Source organism: Nonomuraea lactucae (assembly GCF_003313395.1).
Classification (GTDB): Bacteria; Actinomycetota; Actinomycetes; order Streptosporangiales; family Streptosporangiaceae; genus Nonomuraea; species Nonomuraea lactucae.
On the sequence record NZ_QNFZ01000138.1, the window covers coordinates 1 to 2,423 of the forward strand.

Annotated in this window: 2 protein-coding genes; both read right to left on the minus strand. The window is 76.3% G+C overall.

The annotated features are described in order from the left end of the window. Positions 1–536, minus strand: a 536-nt coding sequence (locus tag DQW85_RS09425; protein WP_205315004.1) for an SWIM zinc finger family protein, incomplete at its 3' end; no start/stop codon positions are given. Further along, positions 533–2,423: vWA domain-containing protein (locus DQW85_RS09430; protein WP_162794861.1), on the minus strand; the 1,891-nt coding region annotated here is incomplete at its 5' end. The genes DQW85_RS09425 and DQW85_RS09430, both read right to left, overlap by 4 nt.

Genomic DNA, 2,423 nt, shown 5'->3' on the forward strand with positions numbered 1-2,423 from the left:
CCCGCGGCACCGGCCCCCACGCCACCAGCCGCACCCGGATCCGCCGCCGCGCCACCCCCTGCCGCGGACGCAGGATCCGCGGCAGCGTCGCCCCCTCGTGCGGACGCAGGATCCGCCGCCGCGTCGCCCCCCGGCCCGTGACCACCCCCCACGTCCACCACCGGGCCGGACGGCGCCGTGTCCGCCACCTGGTCTGCCAGTGGGCAGGCGCTGAGCACGGCGGCGCGGTGGAGGCAGCGGGGTGCCAGGAGGCAGCTGCACCGCGCCTGGCCCTCTTCGACGATCGCGCCGGACTCCCCCGGCGTGAGCGTGACAAGGGCGTCCTCGCCACAGCTGATCTCGATGCCCTCGCCGCCGACGGCGACGGGCCTGGCGGCGTACTGTTCGATCGCGGCGTCCAGCTTCTTCCGGAGCCGGGACGTGAGGGCCTCGACGGCCGCGGCGACCACGTTCGGCGCCACAGGCGGAAGCCCGGCCGTCGGACCGCCGGCCGGTGCGGCGGTGTCGGCGGGATCGTTCGCTCTGGTGGTCGTCACGAGGTCTCTCCGCGGAGGCGGTCGCCCACCCAGCGGGCCAGGGCGAGGGGGCTGAGTGCGGCGACGGGCATGCCGGCCGCGACGAGCTGCTGGGCGATGGGGATGGAATAGCGGGGTGCGCCCCTGTCGTCCAGGGCGGCGCAGCCCAGCAGGTGCACGCCGGATGCGGCGAGCGAGCGGACCTCGCCGAGCAGGCCCCCGATGGGGTTGCCCTCCTCGAAGTCGCTGACGACCACGACCAGCGTGCGGCTCGGCACGGTGACCAGCGAGCGGGCGTGGGCGAGCCCGGCGGCGATGTGCGTCCCGCCGCCCACCCGTACTTCGAGCAGGAGGGACAGAGGGTCGGCGACCCTGTCGGTCAGGTCGATCACCCGCGTGGAGAACGACAGGAAGTGGGTGGAGAGCGTGGGCACGCCCGCCAGCACCGCGGCGGTCAGCGCCGACCACACCACCGACGCCTCCATCGAACCCGACACGTCGACCACGAGGACCAGCCGCCAGGCGGCCTCCCGGCGGGCCCGCGTGCTGAACACCGGCCGTTCCGGCACTACCACGAGACGGCCGTCGTCCAGCCGGCGCGTGTGGGACAGGTTGGCGCGCAGGGTACGCGGCAGGTCGAGCCGCCCGCCCGGGCGGCGCGTGGGGCGCGGCGTCGCCAGCCCGGTCATGGCGGGGCGCAACCGGGTCGCGAGCTCCCGGGTGAGCTCCGCCACCAGACGCCTGACGAGCGGCCGGAGCTTGGCAAGTTGCTGCTCGGGCAGGCCACCCGCCAGCGACAGCACAGAGGTCAGCAGCTCGACGGACGGCCGTACCGCGGCCGGGTCGATCACGGAGAGCACGTCGGTCCGCCCGGCGTCGGCCGCCCGGGCCAGCACCTCCTCGCGCACGTCGGCCCCGAAGAGCGCGTCGAGCTCCTCCGCCCACTCGCGGGCCGTGGGGAAGGAGTCCCCCTGGCCGCCGGAGTCACCGCCCGCCTCGCAGCCGTGCCCGAAGTCGTTCGCGCCCTCACCGCGGCCCGCTCCGTACAGCTCGTCGAGCGCCCGCGCGTAGGAGCGGGCACCTGACGGCAGCCGCTCGGTCTCCCGTCCGAGCAGCAGCCGCCACCGATCTGCCGGCGCGAACCTCCGCGAGGCGACCGGTCTCTCGGCCGGCGGATGCGGCAGGGTCTGGGAGCCCGGCAGAAGAGCCTGGGGGGCGGACACCTCGCCATCCGGGACTCCCCGGCCCTCGGCCGTCACACCGCCGTCCCCGGGGTCTGGCACGGCGGATGACGCGCCGGCCAACCCGGCAGTGCCCACGCCGGCCAACCCGGCGGGGCCAAGGAGGCCGAGCGCCTGGACGGCGGCGAGCCCGGCGGAGTCGGCGGCGGTCCAGAGGGCGAACAGTGCCGGCGGCACGCTCAGCGCCATATCCAGCCTGTCTCCGAGCCGCTCGGACACGGTCGCCAGCAACCGCGTACGTCCGGCCGGCGTCAGGGTGTCGAACCCGCCGCGCAACGCCGGCAGCCGGTCGAGGAACTCCTTGTCCGCCAGCCCGTCGACGCGGTCCATCAGCGGGGCGAGAGCCGCCGGCGCCGACTGGAGCAGCGGACCCGCCGCGGCGAGCACGCCGGTCAGCCTCCGGCTCAGGTGTCGACGGGCGCCGGGATCGGTGGCGGTGTCCACCCATCCGGCGGCGCGGGCGCCCAGAACGTCCGAACCGTCCAGGTCGAGCAGGACACGAGCGGCTAGGGCGGCCCCCTGCATGAGCGGAGAGGCGGTGCGCGCGAGGGTGGCCAGGGTGTCGTCCATCCGCAGCCCCAGCCGGTCCTCGCCGGTCCGGGTGGCGAGCGCGACCAGCGCGGCCGCGTCCTCCGGCCGGTCGCTGCCGGCCAGCCCCGGCAGCGCG